Source organism: Chryseobacterium sp. AG844, from assembly GCF_003182335.1.
Taxonomy (GTDB): domain Bacteria; phylum Bacteroidota; class Bacteroidia; order Flavobacteriales; family Weeksellaceae; genus Chryseobacterium; species Chryseobacterium cupriresistens.
On record NZ_QGTV01000010.1, the window covers coordinates 35,648 to 55,609 of the forward strand.

At 36.8% G+C, this 19,962-nt stretch carries 19 protein-coding genes and 1 pseudogene; 5 read left to right on the forward strand and 15 right to left on the reverse strand.

The window, feature by feature from the left end; all coding sequences use genetic code 11:
• Positions 1 to 33: 33 nt before the first annotated feature.
• Together DEU40_RS11655 and DEU40_RS11660 are read right to left on the reverse strand one after the other, a co-directional pair.
• On the reverse strand, positions 34 to 2,454 hold the full coding sequence (locus DEU40_RS11655) for a TonB-dependent receptor plug domain-containing protein (RefSeq protein ID WP_110009990.1): 2,421 nt from the start codon (positions 2,452 to 2,454) through the stop codon (positions 34 to 36).
• Positions 2,455 to 2,799: 345 nt separating this feature from the next.
• Positions 2,800 to 3,384 carry a hypothetical protein gene (locus tag DEU40_RS11660; RefSeq protein WP_110009991.1) on the reverse strand — a complete coding sequence of 195 codons (585 nt, stop codon included), beginning with the start codon at positions 3,382 to 3,384 and terminating at the stop codon, positions 2,800 to 2,802.
• A 172-nt stretch (positions 3,385 to 3,556) separates the two neighbouring features.
• On the opposite strand from DEU40_RS11660, the gene DEU40_RS11665 reads away from it, so the two are divergent.
• Positions 3,557 to 4,048 carry a DinB family protein gene (locus DEU40_RS11665; RefSeq protein ID WP_110009992.1) on the forward strand — a complete coding sequence of 164 codons (492 nt, stop codon included), beginning with the start codon at positions 3,557 to 3,559 and terminating at the stop codon, positions 4,046 to 4,048.
• A gap of 159 nt (positions 4,049 to 4,207) precedes the next feature.
• Here DEU40_RS11665 and DEU40_RS11675 read toward each other — a convergent pair whose 3' ends face one another.
• The 4 genes and pseudogenes from DEU40_RS11675 to lptB form a co-directional block, all read right to left on the reverse strand.
• Positions 4,208 to 5,161 carry a helix-turn-helix transcriptional regulator gene (locus DEU40_RS11675; protein WP_110009994.1) on the reverse strand — a complete coding sequence of 318 codons (954 nt, stop codon included), beginning with the start codon at positions 5,159 to 5,161 and terminating at the stop codon, positions 4,208 to 4,210.
• Positions 5,162 to 5,223: 62 nt separating this feature from the next.
• Positions 5,224 to 6,951 (reverse strand): ABC transporter ATP-binding protein, encoded by a 1,728-nt coding sequence (locus DEU40_RS11680; protein WP_110010097.1) that lies wholly within the window; start codon positions 6,949 to 6,951, stop codon positions 5,224 to 5,226.
• Between the two features lie 162 nt (positions 6,952 to 7,113).
• Positions 7,114 to 7,365, reverse strand: coding sequence for a hypothetical protein (locus DEU40_RS11685; protein WP_110009995.1), 252 nt, complete (start codon positions 7,363 to 7,365; stop codon positions 7,114 to 7,116).
• Between the two features lie 336 nt (positions 7,366 to 7,701).
• Positions 7,702 to 8,427: pseudogene (gene lptB, locus DEU40_RS11690) on the reverse strand (LPS export ABC transporter ATP-binding protein); the annotation flags it as partial.
• 152 nt (positions 8,428 to 8,579) lie between these two features.
• Between lptB and DEU40_RS11695 the strand changes: the two are divergent.
• Complete coding sequence (locus tag DEU40_RS11695; RefSeq protein WP_110009997.1) at positions 8,580 to 8,873, forward strand: TM2 domain-containing protein; 294 nt, start codon at positions 8,580 to 8,582, stop codon at positions 8,871 to 8,873.
• A 73-nt stretch (positions 8,874 to 8,946) separates the two neighbouring features.
• Here DEU40_RS11695 and hemB read toward each other — a convergent pair whose 3' ends face one another.
• Positions 8,947 to 9,936 (reverse strand): porphobilinogen synthase, encoded by a 990-nt coding sequence (gene hemB / locus DEU40_RS11700; protein ID WP_062674069.1) that lies wholly within the window; start codon positions 9,934 to 9,936, stop codon positions 8,947 to 8,949.
• Between the two features lie 118 nt (positions 9,937 to 10,054).
• On the opposite strand from hemB, the gene DEU40_RS11705 reads away from it, so the two are divergent.
• From DEU40_RS11705 to DEU40_RS11715, 3 genes are all read left to right on the forward strand, one after another.
• On the forward strand, positions 10,055 to 10,405 hold the full coding sequence (locus tag DEU40_RS11705) for a T9SS type A sorting domain-containing protein (RefSeq protein WP_110009998.1): 351 nt from the start codon (positions 10,055 to 10,057) through the stop codon (positions 10,403 to 10,405).
• Positions 10,406 to 10,513: 108 nt separating this feature from the next.
• Positions 10,514 to 11,425 (forward strand): ABC transporter ATP-binding protein, encoded by a 912-nt coding sequence (locus tag DEU40_RS11710; RefSeq protein WP_110009999.1) that lies wholly within the window; start codon positions 10,514 to 10,516, stop codon positions 11,423 to 11,425.
• 4 nt (positions 11,426 to 11,429) lie between these two features.
• Complete coding sequence (locus tag DEU40_RS11715) at positions 11,430 to 12,740, forward strand: ABC transporter permease (RefSeq protein WP_110010000.1); 1,311 nt, start codon at positions 11,430 to 11,432, stop codon at positions 12,738 to 12,740.
• 106 nt (positions 12,741 to 12,846) lie between these two features.
• Here the strand turns inward: DEU40_RS11715 and DEU40_RS11720 are convergent, their stop codons facing one another.
• The 8 genes from DEU40_RS11720 to lpxD form a co-directional block, all read right to left on the reverse strand.
• Positions 12,847 to 13,518: a porin family protein gene (locus DEU40_RS11720; protein ID WP_110010001.1), complete on the reverse strand. Its 672-nt coding sequence runs from the start codon at positions 13,516 to 13,518 to the stop codon at positions 12,847 to 12,849.
• Between the two features lie 15 nt (positions 13,519 to 13,533).
• Positions 13,534 to 14,406, reverse strand: a complete 873-nt coding sequence (sucD, locus tag DEU40_RS11725; protein WP_002977143.1) for a succinate--CoA ligase subunit alpha — start codon at positions 14,404 to 14,406, stop codon at positions 13,534 to 13,536.
• A gap of 90 nt (positions 14,407 to 14,496) precedes the next feature.
• The gene (locus DEU40_RS11730) at positions 14,497 to 15,399 is read right to left on the reverse strand and encodes an LpxD N-terminal domain-containing protein (RefSeq protein ID WP_062674061.1); all 903 of its coding nucleotides are present in this window, start codon (positions 15,397 to 15,399) and stop codon (positions 14,497 to 14,499) included.
• A gap of 67 nt (positions 15,400 to 15,466) precedes the next feature.
• Positions 15,467 to 16,033, reverse strand: a complete 567-nt coding sequence (gene efp, locus DEU40_RS11735) for an elongation factor P (RefSeq protein ID WP_002977139.1) — start codon at positions 16,031 to 16,033, stop codon at positions 15,467 to 15,469.
• Between the two features lie 17 nt (positions 16,034 to 16,050).
• The gene (locus DEU40_RS11740) at positions 16,051 to 16,722 is read right to left on the reverse strand and encodes a hypothetical protein (RefSeq protein ID WP_110010002.1); all 672 of its coding nucleotides are present in this window, start codon (positions 16,720 to 16,722) and stop codon (positions 16,051 to 16,053) included.
• On the reverse strand, positions 16,722 to 17,516 hold the full coding sequence (lpxA, locus tag DEU40_RS11745; protein ID WP_076596575.1) for an acyl-ACP--UDP-N-acetylglucosamine O-acyltransferase: 795 nt from the start codon (positions 17,514 to 17,516) through the stop codon (positions 16,722 to 16,724). Before lpxA ends, DEU40_RS11740 begins: the two co-directional genes overlap by 1 nt.
• The gene (locus DEU40_RS11750) at positions 17,517 to 18,914 is read right to left on the reverse strand and encodes a bifunctional UDP-3-O-[3-hydroxymyristoyl] N-acetylglucosamine deacetylase/3-hydroxyacyl-ACP dehydratase (protein ID WP_110010003.1); all 1,398 of its coding nucleotides are present in this window, start codon (positions 18,912 to 18,914) and stop codon (positions 17,517 to 17,519) included. It abuts the gene before it with no gap.
• The gene (gene lpxD / locus DEU40_RS11755; protein ID WP_110010004.1) at positions 18,907 to 19,938 is read right to left on the reverse strand and encodes a UDP-3-O-(3-hydroxymyristoyl)glucosamine N-acyltransferase; all 1,032 of its coding nucleotides are present in this window, start codon (positions 19,936 to 19,938) and stop codon (positions 18,907 to 18,909) included. Before lpxD ends, DEU40_RS11750 begins: the two co-directional genes overlap by 8 nt.
• Positions 19,939 to 19,962 lie beyond the last annotated feature (24 nt).

The window sequence follows — 19,962 nt, forward strand, 5'->3', positions numbered from 1 at the left end:
CCTGTATTAAAGCACTAATTATTTATTTATACATTAAAAAGTGTAATTAACATTAAGCTGAAAAGTGGTTCCGTTAAATCCAAACTGGTTGACCTCCCACGGATATTTGAATCTTCCTCCAAGATCTGTCACTACATCTCCTTTGCTGTCTATGACGTCCGGGTAAATATTAAATAAATTATTTACAACTCCGGAAACTTTAAGGTCATTCGTAATTTTATAGGTTAAAACGATGTCTGTAACCACCTTACCGGAAAATGTCTGATCTTTGGCAGGATCAGTGGCATGCTGCCATGTAACAGAGCCAAAATACGTATTATTAAGGTTAAAATTAAACTTTGTAATGTCATAAGACAGACTAAGGATCGTTTTTGTTTTTGGCCTTGCAGAAGTAATTCTGGATTGTTCCTTTCTGTCAAAAAAGTTTTCTGAATAGCCATTTTGCGCCAAAATAGACGGAACAGCAATATTATCTACTATTTTAGTTTCGTTATAATTGAAGGCAGCAATAACGCCTAATCTTCCTTTTCCAATAGCTGAAGTATAATAATTCGCGACAAAGTCTATTCCCTGAGTAACTGTATTGACAGCATTGGTGAAAAACTTCAGGGAAGTTATTTTATTATTGTTTAATATGACTTCCACAGGGTTTGACAGATCCGGACTTCCGGGAGCTCCGGTTTTGTATCCAATATCTCCTGAAAAAAGTACACGGTCTTCAATTTTTATTCTGTAATAATCTGCTGTAATAGTAAGATTTTTAAAAGGTTTTACAGCCAATCCCCCGGTAATGTTAAAGGCTTTTTCAGCATTTAATTTTGGAACCCCAAGATCAGATCTTACAATTGGAGAGTCATTATTAAAGGTACCCTGATTGGCTACTGTATTCCCTGTAATTTTAGTCTGAACATTGGAATAATATATCTGGTGTAAGGAAGGGGCACGGAATCCTGTAGAAACAGATCCACGGAAAACCAATTTATCATCCAGCAATTTATATCTTGCATTTCCTTTCCAGGAAACATTATTTCCGAAATCACTGAAGTTTTCATACCTCACCGTTCCTCCAACTAATAGGTTTTTTGTAACATCCCATTCAGCATTGAAATAGGCTCCGATATTCTGACGGTTTTTATTGACTTCATTTTGAGGCTGCAGTCCCGGAAATGATTCCGCGCCACTTCCCATATAAGAAGCTTCTTCTCCTGCCCTTGCCTGATAGTTTTCATTGCGCACCTCAACTCCGGCTCCTAAAACAAGTGCACCAAAATCTCTGCTGAGATCTATGTTTCCTATAATATTACTGAACTGGTGACCACCTGCCTTAAAACTTGTTGGTGACTTTGCACCCAAAGATGTATTAATGGTATTTCCTACCACATAATCTACTGCATTAGAGCCAAAGGTGGCACTCCCATCAAAACTCCATTTTCCAAACATTCCTTTCCATCCGGAGGTTAAATTATAATCATAAACATCGGTTTTAAATTCCGGCTGAAATCCATTGTAAGGCTGTCCTTTTGGAGTTAATAAACCAAAATCTGATGATACCCAATAAGGTGTTCTATACAAAGCGAAACTGGTCCCATTTCTGTAAGTTGTACCGCCAAAAGCATAAAATTTACCCGTTTCGCCGGTTGGCAATTCAAAATTCACAAACATATTGGCAACTTTTGTCTCCGGTTGCCCAATGATCATTCCTAAACCAGGATTAGCCTGTGTCCAGGCATTATCCACACCAAAAAGTTCATCTTTTGTAACAGAACCTGCACGATTAGTTTTATTTTGTGAGGAAAATCCTAGTGTAAGATTCAGGCTTCCTGTTTTTGCGATTCTGATTCCTGTATTAAAATCTGCTCCGATATTAAAGCCATCTCCTTTTGAAGTAATTCCGGAAAAGAGATTCACTGTGCTTTTCCCAACACCATTCTTAAGGATAATATTGATCACTCCTGCAATAGCATCAGATCCGTATTGTGCAGATGCTCCATCCCTCAGGACCTCTACGTTTTGTAAGGCTGCTGAAGGAATACTTTTCAGGTCTGTACCTACTTCACCTTTTCCCGGTGTATCATTTACGTAAATGAGAGCACTTTGATTTTTTCTTTTATTATTAACTAAAACTAATGTTCTGGAAGGCCCCAAACCCCTTAAGTCTGCCGGATCAAAATGGGCCGTGGCATCAGAAACAGTTTGTTGTGATGAATTAAAAGAGGGAACAGCATAGGTTAAAGCTTTGTCAAAAGTTACCTGACCTGTAGATTTTAGCTGCGCTGCTGAAATATTGTCTATAGGAATTGCTGAGGTAATGATGGTTCTGGGCTTAGTTCTCCCCGTGGTCACCACCACTTCGTCTATTTTATTTTGTTTTATGCTGTCCTGAGCATATCCCATAACACCAGCTCCGCTTAATACTAAGACATAGATTTTTCTATTCAATAAATTTTCCTTCATGTTAATTGTTAATTATTCAATAAAACTAGTAAAAAAATCAACATTAAACATAAAAATAAAAAATATAATAGCAATTTTATTTCATATTTACGAAAACCATGCCATTTCATAAAAACAAGAATTAATATACGAAACGTAAAGTGATTTATTAATAACAATAAAAAATATAAATCAATAACATCAAATTTGTATAAAAAAATCAATTAGTTAACATCAGAAATAAACATGATTTTATTCGTTCTGAAAAGTAATTTTCAATGAGTTGAGAAGCGTTTGCTATGGCTCGCAATAATCGAAAAATGAATGGAAATAAAAAATGGCCGGGAGAAACCGGCCATATCCAAATTATTTATTTACCTCTACGTATTGTATGATGGTCTGATTTTTTGGGTTGTAGATAATGGTACTACTGTTCGGAAATCTTTTCAGCTTATAATACTGAATATTTTTATCGGATTTAATATCTTCGAGAATACTGGTATCAAAAGTATTTTCAGGAAGGAATTTTGACAGAAAGCTTATTTTATCAATAATGTTCTGGCCATCAATCTTTCTGGCAGTTTTATCAGATTTATTTTCATCAGACGTTGGCTGACTTTCCAAAAATGGCAGCAACACTGTAATGTCGGCTTTATATTTAAAGATATATCCTTCTGGTCTTCCCGGAATTTTAATTTTCTTTCCTTTTTCTTCAGAAACAATGGAAGCACCTGTACCAGGGAAAACGGTATTAAACTTTACGTCTTCGGCGTTGGTTAAAGAATTTATAGATTCATTGACTGTTTTCTTGACTGTTTCTTCTACAGCCTGATGTGTTTTTTGTTGTACTGCTTCTGTTGTTTTCTGAACAGTCTGGTCAATTTTTTCCTCAATCTTATTGCATGATACTAATAAAAAACCAGTAATAACAGGCAAAATATACTTCTTCATAATTCTAATAATAGCGATTTTTTTATTAATATCCTCTTTTCTAACGTAAAAACGGGCCAGGATATTTTAGCAAAGAAAAAAATATTTTTTCAATATGAAAAATCCTGCTGACAAACTGTTGTCATAAACCTCTCTTACCTTTGTATCAACAACAAACAAAAAACAAAACATTATGACAACTACAGCAACAGCCACTAAACAATTCATGACTACAGATCAGTTATTAAAAGACTGGCAGGGACACAGAAATCTTACAAGAAGAGTGATTGAAGCTTTTCCTGAAAAAGAATTATTTGAATTTTCCGTTGGAGGAATGAGACCTTTTGCCAAACTTGCCACAGAGATGATCAGCATTGCAGGTCCTGCTTTGAAAGGAATCATTGAAGGGAATATGGAAGGTTATAATGAAGAAGGGTTCAATCCTTCAACTAAAGAAGAGTTATTAAAAAAGTGGGATGAAGAAACAGAAGTAATCAACCACTATTTCAATCAGATTTCTGAAGAGCGTTTCCAGGAAGTATTCAACCTGTTCGGACAATATGAATTCCCGGTGTATGAAAATATTCTGTATTTTATTGATAACGAAATCCACCACCGTGGGCAGGGATATGTTTATTTAAGAGCTTTAGGGATTGAACCTCCTTTCTTCTGGGAGAGATTTTAATACAATGGGAAGGTAAAATTGCAGAAAGGGTAAACAAAACTTATATCTTTTTTTGCGACACAACAAATTTTCTTATTTGCAATTATGCCTTTTCCGTAAACCATTTCATTTATTGCCTCAATTAAGTCTTTAAACCTCAACAGTCTTGTTGGGGTTTTATTATTGATGTCTTTCAACCATTTTTACAAGCAGTTCATTCAAACGGACACGAAGACTTTCCGGTTCCAGAACGGTAGCATAATCTGCAAAAGTAATGAGCCAGCGGGGAAATCCATCACTGATCCATTCTGTTTCAAAGGTGAGTTCCATCCCTTGTTCGGTTTCTACTTCTTCTATCAATCCGTAATATTTTTTAGAATTTACAAGATGATTCATGATCTTTTTATCAACCAGCAGTTTGGCTTTAACCTTATTTCCGTTTGATTTTTTACGGTAATCATTCACCTGTCCGTATTCCTGTAAAAAAGGATTCTGTGTTTTTGAGATTTCCAGAATTCGGTCGATACGAAACTGTCTGAAATCTTTTCTCAAGGTACAGTAGGCCATGATATACCAGAAATTAAATTCGAAAAACATACCAACTGTTTCAATCGTTCTGTTGTTTACTCTTTCATCTACAGTCTTATACCTGATATTGAGCTGGGTTTTCTCCGCAATACTTTCCAGGATAATAGGAATTACGTTTTTCAGTGAATCTCCGGAATCTGTATGAAAACTGAAAACATCTATTTGCTTCTCGATATTTTTAATCAGATTTTTATCAGAATATTTCAGTACCGAACGTACTTTTTCCATGGCAGCCTGATAATGATTTCCCAGGCTTTGGTGGGAAAATTTCTGCATCAGCTTTTCAGCGGTAATGAAACTTAACACTTCTTCTTTGGTAAACATGATCGGAGGAAGCTTATAGCCTTCCATTAAAGAATAGCCGTTTCCAGCTTCTCCCACAATAGGAATACCGGCATTTTCCAGGGTTTTTACATCACGGTAAATAGTTCTGATACTTACATCAAACTTTTCAGCCAGATCCTGAGCGCGTACAACAGGTTTCGACTGCAACTGGGTAAGGATGGCCGTTACCCTATCGAGCTTTTTTAAATAGTGATCGTTCATGATGGAACAAAGCTAAAATTCTTTTTTGAGGTATGACTTATAAATGAGAGGGCTTTTTGACTTTAATTTTCTTTAAAAGTATTCACCAGTTTATCGAGATTAAGACTGCGGGCAGAGGCATCAAAAATCTCACGGTATGTTCCTTCTTTATTGTACAGTTCATCATGAGTTCCATTTTCAACCACTCTGCCTTTTTTCATCACATAAATGGTGTCTGAATCCAGGATCTGTGAAAGAGAATGGGAAATAATGATCACCGTTCTTCCTTCTTTAATAGCATCCAGAGAATTCTTGATCTGTTCGGTGGCAATAGCATCAAGGCTGGCTGTAGGTTCATCCAGAAAAATAATCGGTGGATTTTTAAGAAACAGTCTGGCAATGGCAATTCTCTGCTGCTGTCCTCCTGAAAGCTGAGTAGCATCATGCTGATATTTTTCAGGAAGATCCATGATCTGATCATGCAGATAAGCTTTTTTTGCAGCCTCCTGAATTTTTTCAAAACTAGCATTCATATCTCCATAACGGATATTATCTTCTATGCTTCCCTGAAAGATATGATTTTTCTGAAGTACCAACCCAAGATCGCTTCTCAGGAAAGTATTTTCATATTCATTAAGGTTGACTCCATCCAGAAGGATTTCTCCAGAATCCGGAAGATAGAATTTACACAAAAGATTGATCACCGTTGATTTTCCTGCACCGCTCAACCCTACCAAAGCAGTCGTTTTTCCGTTTTCAATTTTCATGGAAACATCATGCAAAGCTTTTGTACCGTTAGGGTAAGTAAAATCCACATTTTTCAATTCAAAAGTTCCTTTGATTTCTTTTTCTACAAAGTTTCCGTTGGATTCTGTTTCATGATCTGCATTTAAAATATCAAAGTACCCTTCGGCGTAAATCATGGCATCGTTCATATCATCATAGATTCTGTGAAGCTGTCGGATAGGCGCTGAGACATTGTTAAAAAGCATAATATGAAGCATGATAGCACCGATAGTCATTTGCTGGTCAAGCACCAGATAAACGGTTAAAAGGATAATCAAAACAACTCCAAATTGTTCAATGAACGTTTTTAAACCATCATAAATAAAATTGGTTCTTCTTGTGATCATCTGGCTTTCCATCAGCTCCATCTGAAGGTCATATTGTTTTTTCCCTTCAAATTTTTCACGGACAAAGCTTTTAATAACCATAATAGAATTGATCAGGTTCAAAAGTCCGGAGGTCTTTTTTTCTCTCTGATTCCTAAGCTGACGCCTCACTCCGCCCAGTTTTTTGGCCTGCAGGGAGCTGATGTAGAAATAGATCGGTACAATAATCGTAGAAACCAGTCCCACATACACATTCTGCATATACATAATGATGAGGGCAATAATGGCATTGGAAAAAAGAGGAAGGATATCAATAAAAAAGTTCTGAACCAATCTTGTCAGACTTTCTATTCCACGGTCTATTCTGATCTGTAATTTTCCGGACTCATGGTTTTCATCATTAAAATAAGCGACTCTGTAGGTTAAAATCTTATCAATGGCTGATTGTGCCAACACTGAGCTCACATTGATCCTTATTTTTTCGCCATAAAATTTCTGTCCGAAGTTGATAAAGATGTTCAATAATTCTTTTCCCAGTAAAATAATGGAAATAATAATGAGAATATGAATTCCCTCCGACATCGGATGTGGAAGGTGAGTAAGCTTGGTAACCTCATCCACTGTATATTTCAGAACAATCGGGTTCACCTGTGCTGCAAGAGCTCCCAGAAAAGTAAGAAACAATGTTCCGTAAATCATAGGTCTGTAAGGTCTGATGAACGGGACAAGCTGTTTATAGATTCCGAATAAGGTGACAGTTCTGTTAAAAGGTTTAGCCATAGAAATCATTTTAAATGAAAAACGTACCGCTTTCAAAAGAAAAAGGTACGAATTATTATTAACTGGTCATCTAGGATTTATTTAAAAATCTTTCAATGTACCATCGTCATTAATGTATTTGAATTGGTAGTTTGGATCAATTATCTTCCCTCCCATTTGTACAAAAGGCCCCCACATTCCTGACCAATCTTCAAAATCATTTTCAACAGATGTATCCCAGCGGATTACGGTTGAACTTTTATGGAACTGTACATCCACTATAATACCATATTCATTATACAAATAAACTTTGGTTCCTACTTGAAAATCTTCATATCTATAAAGATCATCCATTTATCCTTCAAACAAATAAGTTGTAAGATAATGCAGTTCTTTTCTGCTGGCTTCTTTAGACTCTGCTTCTGCCTGTTCTAAAGAATAGTGGGAATTGATTTCTTTTTTCTGCAAAACAAATGAATTGTTGGCGTTCTTATCCACTACATCATTGAAAATATGTTCAATTTCAGAATTCGCTAAGGTGGCAAAGCTGACTTCTTCAAAGCCATGTAACAATCTAAGATCATCAAACTGACTGAAATTTTCATTGACAAATCCCTGCAGCTGTGATTTTGAATCAAAATTACCAGCCCAGATATTGTAAGCATATTTCTTCTTTTTAGGTTTATCCAGAATACTCTGATACACGAAATTTTCACCCAGATAAGCTTCTCTTACCTGCGGATCATTGGCAAGATCTTCCGGAAGTCCTTCTTTAAGGATCTTTCCTTCAAACATGATATAGGTTTTATTAGTAATTGCCAGGGTTTGCTGTACGTTGTGGTCGGTAATCAGAATTCCGATATTTTTATCAACAAGACTTCTTACGATTTTCTGAATATCTTCTACGGCAATCGGGTCTACCCCTGCGAAAGGCTCATCCAGAAGAATGAAGTTCGGGCTTGTGGCCAAACAGCGTGCAATCTCGGTTCTACGTCTTTCTCCCCCGGAAAGAAGATCTCCTCTGTTTTTACGGACATGCTGCAAAGAGAACTCCTCAATCAGTTCATCACATTTGATCTGCTGTTCACGCTTCGAAAGCTTGGTCAGCTGTAATACTCCCATAATGTTTTCTTCCACAGACAACTTTCTGAAAACCGAAGCTTCCTGAGCAAGATACCCGATTCCCTTCTGGGCTCTTCGGTACATAGCATCTGTAGTAATCTCCTGCTTATCCAAAAAAATTTTTCCTGAAGTGGGCTTAACCAACCCTACAATCATATAAAACGATGTGGTTTTCCCTGCTCCGTTCGGACCCAGCAAACCAACAATTTCTCCCTGTTGAACCTGTACAGAAACGCCTTTTACAACTTTTTTAGGACCGTATTCCTTGATTAAGTTTTCTCCTCGTAAAATCATAGGGCAAATATATCAAAAATATAAACTTCACTTATAGGTTAATATCAACTTGTTTACGTTAAACGCAAACTTATTCATTTACAACCTATTGTAACTTTTCACTACTTTAATCTACTTATCGTAAAACATCAATCAATTATAAATAGTAAGAAATGGAAAATTACGGTTATACAAAAACAGAAAATGTGCAAAACCAGCAAAGCAATGTTCCCTACCGTTCAGAAAAGAAAATCCCTGCCGCTATATTGGGAATTCTTGTGGGATGGCTGGCTTTAAATAAATTTTATCTTGGATATACGAAGGAGGGAATTATTCAGCTTGTCCTGAATGTTGTTACGTTAGGAGCTGCCTCTGTTATTCCTTTTATCGAAGGTATTTTATATCTTTTTATGAGCGATAAACAATTCGATGACACGTATGTGTATGGGAAAAAAGGATGGTTGTAAAATTATTATTACTTAGAAATAAAAAGAGACTACCGATTGAGTAGTCTCTTTTTTATCTGAATGAATTTAATCATTATTTATTTAAAAGAATAGCTGCTTCTTTTGCAAAATAAGTAAAGATCATATCTGCTCCTGCTCTTTTAAAACAAGTCAAACTTTCAATGATCGTTTTGTCGTTATCCAGCCAGCCGTTTTGAGCCGCTGCTTTTACCATGGCATATTCTCCGCTTACATTGTATACTGCAATCGGAAGATCGATGGCTTCACGTACTTTGGAAACAATATCCAGGTAAGGAAGTCCCGGTTTAATCATGATTACATCGGCTCCTTCATCTATATCTTTAAATACTTCATTCAAGGCTTCGCGTGAGTTGTGGAAATCCATCTGATATGTTTTTTTATCTTTCGGAATTTCCATATCATCTTTCGGAGCACTGTCTAAAGCACTTCTGAAAGGGCCATAGAAAGAACTTGCATATTTCGCAGCATAGCTTACAATTCCTACATCTGTAAATCCGCTTTCTTCCAAAGCTTCACGGATAACCATTACTCTGCCATCCATCATATCACTTGGTGCTACAAGATCGGCTCCTGCTTCTGCATGAGATACTGACATTCTTGCCAGTGCATCATTGGTAGCGTCATTTACAACTTTTCCGTTTTCAATGATCCCGTCGTGTCCATAGATTGAATAAGGATCTAAGGCTACATCCGGCATTACAATCATTCCCGGAACGGCATCTTTGATTGCTTTGATGGTGTTCTGCATCAATCCGTCTTTGTTCCAGGCTTCTTTTCCTGTATTGTCTTTCAGATGTTCTGACACTTTCATATACAAATTGACAGCTTTTACCCCCAAAGAAAATAATTCCTTACATTCCTTCACCGTTAAATCTATACTGCGCCTGAAAATTCCCGGCATAGACGGGATTGCCTCCTGCTTGTTTTCGCCCTCCATTACGAAGATCGGCATTACAAAATCATCAGTTGTAAGCACATTTTCTCTTACCAGACTTCTGATAGATTCATTAACTCTAAGTCTTCTATTTCTTGAATGTATCATTTTGGAATACTTTTTGAATAAGTTTCTACAAATTTAATATAAGTTCTGCAAAAAACTATTGTACGAAATTGCAGAATGTATTACATTTGTTATATATATTCGAGAAATTATAAATTTGATGAAAAAACTTTTACTTTTATTTCTATTTGTAGGCACTTTTGTTGGTTTTTCCAACAATTTCAAAGCTCAGCTTAGAGAGCCGGGTTCCACCACTCAAAAGGCGGATGACGGCGTATTGCTTGCCTATCCAAATCCTGCAAAGGATTTCCTTATTATTAAGGCAAAAGATTCTTCTTTAAGAATCAAAAGCGTGACTTTTTATTCAATTTTGGGTATGCAGGTCGCTAATTATACGGTGAATATGAATTCCGGAGAGATTAATATTGAAAAATTAAAGCCCGGAAAATATATGATCCGATATATTTTAAGTGACAATACACAAAAAGTTACTCAAATCGTGAAACAATAAATTAAAATCCTGATAATCATCAGGATTTTTTCTTTTACATTAATTCTGTTTTAATATTTCCGTAACTTTCGGGACTTTTTCATACTAATAGTAAAAAAGAACAATTTAATGCTAAAAGCTGAACATATTAAAAAGACCTATAATGCCGGAAAAAAGGTCGCCCTGGATGATTTCAGCATCCATGTCCCGAAAGGCAGTATTTATGGCCTTTTAGGTCCCAACGGAGCCGGAAAAACTTCTTTTATCCGTATCATCAACCAAATTACTCAGGCAGACTCTGGAGAAATCCATATCAATGGCCAAAAGCTTAATCCAGGTCACATTAAAGATATTGGCTATATGCCTGAAGAAAGAGGACTGTACAAAAACATGACGGTTGGTGACCAGATTCTCTATTTCGGGGAACTGAAGGGAATGAGCAAAAGTGATGCTCTGAACGAAGCCAAAAAATGGTTTGAAAAACTGAACATCGACCAATGGTGGAAGAAAAAGCTTTCTGAACTTTCTAAAGGAATGGCTCAAAAAATCCAGTTTGTAGTTACTGTTCTTCACAGGCCTCATCTTTTAATTCTTGATGAGCCGTTTTCAGGTTTTGATCCGGTAAATGCCAACTTAATCAAAGATCAGATTATTGATCTTAAAAATAACGGAACAACCATCATTCTTTCTACCCACAGAATGGAAAGTGTGGAGGAAATGTGTGATTATGTTGCATTGATCAACAATTCAAAGAAGATTATTGACGGAAGGGTTTTTGATGTAAGGGAAAAATTCAAGAAAAATATTTTTGGGATTACGCTTTCTGAAGTAAGCAATGATCAGTTTGAAAATTTCAGAAACAAATATGAGATCTTCAATTTATCCAATGAAAACAATCTTGTTTCTTTTGACCTGAAAAATGAGGAGAGCCAGAATAATGTTCTTCTTGATCTTGTACAGGTAGGTAAAGTGAGATCATTCGACGAAAGAATCCCAAGTATGAATGAAGTGTTTATTAATGCTGTAAGTAACCATTCTTAATTTTATGAATAATATTTTTTTAATTACCAAGAGAGAGTTTCTTACCCAGGTTAAGAAAAAATCCTTTATCATATTGACTCTGCTTGCCCCTGTCTTGATTATTGCTTTCGGAGCAGTGGTAGGGCTAATGTTTAAGGCGAATGAATCACATAGTATCATAGAAGTGGTTGACAAGAGCGGCTTGTTTACCAATCAGCTTCAATCAAATGATAAATTAAGCTATGTTTTTGTTTCTGCGGCGGATGAAAAGTCCAAGATTAACAATCTAAAAGGGAATGAATCTCTCGATGGCATCCTGATTCTTCCACAGCTGAAAAACCAGAATTTTGATGAGCTTGAAAAGGAAACCAGACTAATTATCAACAGTAAAATAGGGTTTGACACAAAACAGAGAATTGTATCTGATATCAGCAATGTTGTCCGAAAAGAAAAGATCAAGCAGCTGGGTATTCAGGAAACTCAATTAAATGATCTTGATAAAAACTTTAGCTTAAAAACCATCAACGTTACGGATAATAACAAAGAGGACTCGGATCTTGTTTTCGGGGTGAAATCCGGATTGAGCATGGTACTGATGTATGTTACTTTTATGTTCATCATTATTTACGGGGTAAGGGTAATGAGAAGTGTACTTGAAGAAAAAAACAACCGTGTTGTGGAGATCATCATTTCTTCTGTAAAACCTTTTGAACTGATGATGGGTAAAATTCTGGGAGTAACCATGGTTGCACTAACCCAGTTTCTGATCTGGATTACCATGTCTGTTATTGGTGCATTGGTACTCAATACAGGGTTCTCTTCTATTCAGAAGAATATTCCAGGGGGAAATGAGGAGATGGCAAGTAAACTGGATATGGGACAGCTTGCTACCCAGATTTCTCACAGCCTGCTGGAGTTGAACTTCCCGCTCATCATTTTTGTATTCATCGTATTTTTCCTTTTAGGATATATCTTCTATAGTTCTATTTATGCAGCTATTGGTTCTGCAGTGGATAACGAAACAGAAACCCAGCAGTTTACTTTATTTGCGATCTTACCGTTAACATTAGGTATGTATGGAAGCTTTACACTGATGAACAATCCGGAAGGTCCTTTAGGCTTCTGGCTGTCAATCATTCCGTTTACTTCACCGGTTGCTATGATTGCCAGAATTCCGTTTGGAGTTCCTGCATGGCAGATTGCATTGTCTATTACATTATTGCTGGTAACTACTATTTTCATGATCTTCCTTGCCGGAAAAATCTATCGTGTAGGAATTTTAATGTATGGAAATAAAGCTACGTTAAAAGAGCTTTGGAAGTGGATTAAAGGGTAATCAAAATGTAAAGCAGCGTAAAAGCTGAGAACGTTGGTTTGCCAACTGATATAAAATAAAAATCCCGGAAACTGCGTTTCCGGGGTTTTTTATATTCTGAAATATTCTATTTGAATATATAGCTTAAAGTAAGTGCAATTACCTGTTCTGATTTTTTCTTATCAGTACCTTTGGTTTCTTTAGCAAGACCAGGATAAGTATCGCTTAGACCTAAGTCATATTTTACCGCTACTTCAAGTTGTCTTTTGTAGCTATATCCTACGCCCAGACCAAGTCCCCAGTTAAAACTGTTCGCCTTACCGTTTACGCCTGCCGGCTGGTTAGGATCAGTAACATCGGGATCATAATAAGGTCTGCTTACTGGAGCGTCTTTAACGTTCTGGCTCAGCAAGAAGTTAAATCTAGGTCCTATCAATCCAAAGAATTCTGATTCTGCTTCAGAAAAATATCCTTTAAAATAAAGAGGTACACTCAGGTAGTTATTAGCATATAATGCGTCATAACCACTTACCCCTTTAGCATCTTTATCTTTTCCTGTTTCTCCTGCACCATAATACAGAACTTCGGGTTGAATAAAGAATTGGTTTGCCTTTCCTACGGGAATCAATGCCAAAGCTCCAGCCTGGAAAGTGTATCTTGGGCCTGAAGGATTATGGGCGTTAGATACTCTGGAGTAGTTTAAACCTCCTGTTACTCCAAATCTTGTACTTTTCCACTGCACTTGTGCAAATGATAAAGCAGAAAACATTAAAGCTGAGGCTAATAAAAGTTTTTTCATATGCTGGGTTTTATATTATCCTAGAATCTTAGCTACAGTAGCACCAATATCAGCAGGAGAATCAACAACGTTGATACCGTTTTCTCTCATGATTTCCATTTTAGCCTGAGCTGTATCTTCAGCACCACCTACGATAGCACCTGCGTGTCCCATTGTTCTTCCTTTTGGAGCAGTCTGTCCTGCGATGAAACCTACAACCGGTTTAGTAGATCCGCTAGCTTTGTACCATCTTGCAGCTTCAGCTTCAAGACCTCCACCGATTTCACCGATCATTACAACAGCTTCAGTTTCAGGATCGTTGATGAATAGCTCTAATGCTTCTCTTGTAGTTGTTCCGATGATTGGGTCACCTCCGATACCGATTGCAGTAGAGATACCGTAACCTGCTCTTACTACCTGGTCAGCAGCTTCATAAGTAAGCGTTCCTGATTTTGAAACGATACCTACTTTTCCTTTTTTGAAAACGAAACCTGGCATAATACCAATTTTAGCTTCTTCAGAAGTAATGATTCCAGGGCAGTTTGGTCCGATTAATCTGCAGTCTCTGTCAGCGATGTAAGATTTTACTTTTACCATATCAGCTACAGGAATACCTTCAGTAATACATACAATTACTTTGATTCCTGCTTCAGCAGCTTCCATGATAGCGTCTGCTGCGAATGCCGGTGGTACGAAAATGATACTTACGTTTGCTCCTGCTTTTTCAACAGCGTCAGCTACTGTATTAAATACCGGCTTTCCTAAGTGCTCGCTACCTCCTTTTCCTGGGGTAACACCACCTACTACGTTTGTTCCGTATTCAATCATCTGACCAGCGTGGAAAGTTCCTTCGTTCCCTGTAAATCCTTGTACAATTACTTTAGAATCTTTGTTTACTAAAATTGACATTTTATTGTTGTTTTAATTTATTTATTATTTTATTAATGCTCACAAATTTACTCAAATTTCTTTGATTTTGGATAAAACCTTTGGAATTGTTTATTTGAGATTTCTCAGTTTTACTTCTTTTTTCAGATAAGTTTTAAAATCTTCTGCAAACATCCCGATATAGGTTCCTTTTTCAAGATCTCTGTTGACGCCGGTTTTCCCCAAAAGTACAGATCCCGACTCAATTTTGTTTCCGGAAGCGATTCCTACCTGTCCCCATAATGTCACTTCATCACCGATGATACAGCATCCTGCAATTCCAACCTGAGAAGCAATCAGACATTTTTTTCCGATAACGGTATCATGTCCGATCTGAATCTGGTTATCCAAAACGGATCCTTCTCCAATGATGGTAGAGTCTGTAACTCCTCTGTCAATGGTACACCCGTTTCCAATCTCCACATTGTTTTCAATAACAACATTTCCAACAGAAATCAGACGATCAAAATTTCCATTTAATTTTCTGTAATAAAATGCATCACCTCCTAAAACGGTGTTGGACTGAATAATTACGTTATCTCCGATTTCCGTACGGTCACCAATGACAACATTAGGAAAGATTAAGGTATTTTTCCCGATTTTCACGTTGTTCCCGATTACTGCCGAAGAATGGATTTTGGTTCCCTCTCCTATTTCAACATCGTGTAGTTCTTCCGTGAAATTATAGATTCTGGTAAAATGGGTATTGATTTTATTAAAGTCTCTGAAAGGATCATCAGAAACCAAAAGCGCTTTACCTTCCGGGCAATCTACTTCTTTATCAATTAAAATAATAGTAGCTGCAGAGTTTAATGCTTTGTCGTAATATTTAGGGTGATTCACAAAAACGATATCACCTGGTTTTACCATGTGAATTTCGTTAGTTCCCAATACTTCAAAATCTTCCGGCCCTACAAATGCTGAGCCTATTAAATCTGCAATCGTTTTAAGCTTTTGCGGAGAATGGAATCTCATAACAATAGATTTTCTTATAAAACAAAATTCGGAGTGCTGATGCAAACCGAATTTATGTAAATTTTATTTATTCTTTTACTCTTTCTAAGTAGCTGCCGTCTTCAGTGCTTACTTTAATTCTGTCTCCCGGTTCAATGAACAAAGGAACCATTACTCTTGCTCCTGTTTCAACGATTGCGTTTTTAAGAGCATTGGTTGCTGTGTTTCCTTTTACACCCGGATCAGCTTCGATAACATCCAGGTATACGGATTGTGGAAGTTCAGCAGAAAGTGGAGTTTCATCAGCTTCTTTCAAAATGATAGTCACTTCTTCACCCGCTTTCATAAACTGAGAGTTCTCAATCATTTCTTTGTTGATGTATAACTGAGAGAAATCATCATTGTTCATGAAGTGGAATCCGTTCTCATCATCATACAGATACTGGAATTTTCTGGTGATTACTTTTACTTCATCAATTTTGTGTCCTGCAGAGAAAGTATTATCAATTACTTTACCGTTTGTCACTGACTTTAATTTTGTTCTTACGAAAGCAGGTCCTTTTCCCGGTTTTACGTGAAGGAACTCGATTACTTTATAAATATCATTGCTATATTCGATGCATAGCCCTTTTCTGATATCGTTACTTGTTGCCATTAATATATTATATTCTTTTATTTATTATTCTCTTTGTTCACCAAATCAATTATATCCTCTAAGTAATACTGATTGGTCTTTAGTTTTGAAATGACTTCAGGATCATTATCTGTGAGCTTCACAATAAGTTTTGTATCTACTACCAATCCGAAGCTGACATCTCTTTTATCAGAGGCATTATTTGATTTTTCAATATCAATCAAAAGAACCTTGTAAGAATTTCCTTTTTTATCCTTCCACGCAAACTTAGGAGTCAGCCCTGCATTTAAAGCACCTCCCAGCAAACCTCCTCCATAAGGATTATTGTATGAAATTGCTTTTTTATCTTTTACTTCATCAAGATAGACCAGAAAATATTTCTTCCCAATTACATTGACTCTTGCAAATGTATCAAAAGAATAGATATACGCTGCATAGGTCATACTAAAATACAGATTATCCTGATATTTCATCAGCCATGCTCTATTCTCCTTTTTTGCTTTTTTATCCGTATCTGTATATCTGAATGGAGATATTTTGATGTAATCTTCATTCTGACTTTTTACTTCTGCATAAACACTGGGTTTAGCAAGGCTGTCTTTTTTATAGTCCGAGAAGCCGTAATAGAACTCCATACCTGTTATTCTCTGGTTCTGGGACAGATAAAAATGGGAAATTGCCAGTACAAAAAGGAAAGACAATTTTTTCATCAGTTACTTTCTTTACCGGTTCCGTATCCTTTTACGATACCTCTTGGTGAGTTTTGAATAAACTGTAAGATCTCATCTCTCTCAGCCGTTGGAAGCATTTCTTTTTCAATATGGGAAATAGCCTGTGAAACGTTCATCTTCATCTGGAAGATGGCTCTGTAGATTTTCTGGATTTCAAAGATTTTCTCATTGGTAAATCCTCTTCTTCTTAGACCAACAGAATTGATACCGGCATAAGACATAGGCTCTCTTGCAACTTTTACGTAAGGCGGAATATCTTTTCTTACCAGAGTACCTCCGGAAATCATGACATGTTTTCCGATTTTACCGAATTGGTGAACTGCTGATAAACCTCCCATTACAGTATAATCTCCAATCTCCACATGTCCTGCAATACCACAACCGTTTACAATGATAACGTGATCTCCGATAACACAATCATGGGCAATATGTGAGGTAGCCATAATAAGGCAGTTCGCTCCTATTTTAGTATATCCCAAAGCCTTTGTCCCTCTGTTTACGGTAACACACTCTCTGATTGTTGTATCATCACCGATAATTACCTGGGTATCTTCACCATCAAATTTCAGATCCTGAGGAATTGCAGAGATTACAGTACCCGGAAAAATCCTACAGTTTTTTCCTATTCTTGCGCCATCCATAATGGTTACATTAGGACCAATCCACGTTCCTTCTCCAATTTCTACGTCCCCTGCAATGGTAGTGAAAGGTTCTACGATTACATTTTTGCTGATTTTCGCACGTTTATCTACGGCTGCTAATTGATGAATCATTTAATCAACTTTATTTTTTGCAACTTGAGCCATAAGCTCTGCTTCTACTGCTACAGTATCTCCTACATATCCATACCCCTGCATATGAACAATTCCTCTTCTGATAGGCTCTATCAATTCAATTTTGAATATAAGTGTATCTCCTGGAATTACTTTTCTCTTGAATTTCACCTTATCAATTTTGATGAAATAAGTAGAATAGTTTTCAGGATCCGGAACGCTGGCCAACACAAGAATTCCTCCTGTCTGTGCCAATGCTTCTACCTGAAGAACTCCAGGCATTACAGGTTCTTTTGGGAAGTGTCCCACGAAGAAAGGTTCGTTCATGGTTACGTTTTTCAAACCTACTACGTGAGAGTCTGAAAGTTCAAGAACTTTATCGATCAATAAGAACGGAGGTCTGTGAGGCATAAGCTTCATAATTCCGTTGATATCGAATACTGGTTCTTTTGTCAGGTCAAAATCCGGAACGTTTTTCTTTTTCTGCAATTTCCACTGGCGGTTTAGTTTTTTCGCAAACTGAGTATTCACAAAGTGTCCCGGTTTGTTAGCAATAACTTTACCTTTTATTTTTACTCCTGCCAAAGCAAGGTCACCGATTACATCCAGTAATTTGTGTCTCGCCGCTTCGTTAGGATAGTTTAAGTTAAGATTATCAAGAATACCGTTGGGTCTGATCGATACATTATCTTTTCCAAAGGCTTTTTTTAATTTTTCTGTAGTTTCAGGAGTAAGATCTTTATCTACATATACAATAGCATTGGAAATATCTCCACCTTTGATCAAACCGTGATCTAAAAGCATTTCCAATTCATGCAGGAAGCTGAATGTTCTTGCTGATGAGATTTCGTCTTTAAATTCTGAAATATTTTTAAGAGTAGCATTCTGAGTACCTAATACTTTAGTCCCAAAATCTACCATAGTAGTTACCTCGTAAGTATCTGAAGGAATGATTGTGATTTCCGAACCTGTAGCCGGATCACTGTAGGTAAGCACCTCTTTTACAACAAGATATTCTCTTGCAATAGCTTGTTCTGCTACTCCCACACTTTCGATAGCTTCCACAAAGTATTTTGAGGATCCATCCAAAATTGGTGGTTCAGAGGCATCCATTTCTAAAATTGCGTTATCAATATCACAACCAACAAGGGCTGCCAGAAGATGTTCGCAAGTGGTAATTTTTACCCCTAATTTTTCTAATGTAGTTCCTCTTTCGGTTGCTACCACATAATTTACATCAGCTTCTACCTGAGGATGTCCCTCCAAGTCTGTTCTTACAAATACAAAACCTGTATTTTCTTTAGCAGGTTTAATGGTAAGTTTTACTTCTTTACCTGTATGAAGGCCAATTCCAGAAAGAGTTACCTCTTGCTGAAGTGTTTTTTGCATATCACTCATTAGTATTATCTTTTGAGTTATTCTCAAGATTATTTATTCTATTTACTATTCCAGGCAAGTTCCTGAAATGAACATAACTCCTTAAATAGTCATTGTAACTGATTGCAGGTGAACCGTACAAAGTTTCTCTGTCATTAACACTGGAATTCACTCCACTCTGAGCCTGAATTTTCACCTGGTTTCCTATTTTAATATGTCCTACGACACCTACCTGGCCACCAATCTGATTCCAGTCTCCGATAGTGGTGGAACCTGCAATTCCTGCCTGTGCAGCAATGACGTTGTTCTGACCAATTTTCACGTTATGGGCAATCTGAATCAGATTATCAATCTTGGTTCCTTTACCTATTATTGTAGAACCTATCGTGGCTCTGTCAATACTACAGTTTGACCCGATTTCTACATCGTCTTCAATGATTACATTTCCAAGCTGCGGAATTTTCTTGAAGCCTTCAGCCGTTGGCTGGAAACCAAAACCGTCTCCTCCGATTACCGTGTTGGAATGAATCACACAGTTATCTCCAATAATACAGTAGTCGTAAATTCTGGCACCACTGTCTATCTTACAGTTTTTACCAATTTTCACTCCTTTCCCTATATATACATGTGGATAGATCTGTGATCCTTCCCCGATCTTAGCTTTCTCGGAAACATAAGTAAATGCCCCGATATACGCTTTATCTCCTATGACAGCGGTATCATGAATAGATGAACCGTTCTCAATACCTTCTTTTCTTCCCTGCATTTCCTGATATAAATTCATCAGAATCTGAAAAGAAAGATAGGCATCTTTTACAACGATTAAGGTAGGGTTATAATGATTTTTCTCCAGAAGTTTTTCCGAAACGATGATAACAGAGCATTTTGAGCTATCCAAAAAATGAGAAAACCGATCTTGTGCTATAAAAGAAAGATGTCCCGATTCCCCATTTTCAATTGGTGAAACTCCCGTAATAAGTGCATTCTCGTCACCTATTATTTTTCCGTCAATAAAACTTGCAATTTGCGAAGCTGTAAATTCCATATTCTGCAAAGATAAGAAATTCTA